The following is a 273-nucleotide window of genomic DNA, read 5'->3' as shown; positions in this document are numbered from 1 at the left end:
TACTTGCCGACCAGCACATGCGCGACCATCGCCTCGGTCGGCATGCCGCCGGGGATCAGCCGTGCTGGGGTCAGAGCCTGCGTTACGCCATCGGTGCAGGACCGGCAGGCATACTTGGGGCGGCGGGTGACGATGACGCGGAACTGGGCGGGCACGATGTCCAACCGCTCCGAGACATCCTCCCCGATGCAGTGCAGGCAGCCGCCACAAGCGCAGGTCAGGCTGTCCGGCTCAATCACCTCTTCGATGCGCGGCAAGTGTTCGGGCAGCGAT

At 66.7% G+C, this 273-nt stretch carries 1 protein-coding gene; it reads right to left on the bottom strand.

The window, feature by feature from the left end; all coding sequences use genetic code 11:
• Positions 1–273, bottom strand: a 273-nt coding sequence (locus tag IB235_RS24905; RefSeq protein ID WP_192339087.1) for an IS66 family transposase zinc-finger binding domain-containing protein, incomplete at both ends; no start/stop codon positions are given.

The sequence above is a fragment of the Paracoccus sp. PAR01 genome, assembly GCF_014851995.1.
Lineage (GTDB): Bacteria > Pseudomonadota > Alphaproteobacteria > Rhodobacterales > Rhodobacteraceae > Paracoccus > Paracoccus litorisediminis.
This window is presented reverse-complemented; position numbering and strand designations above follow the sequence as displayed.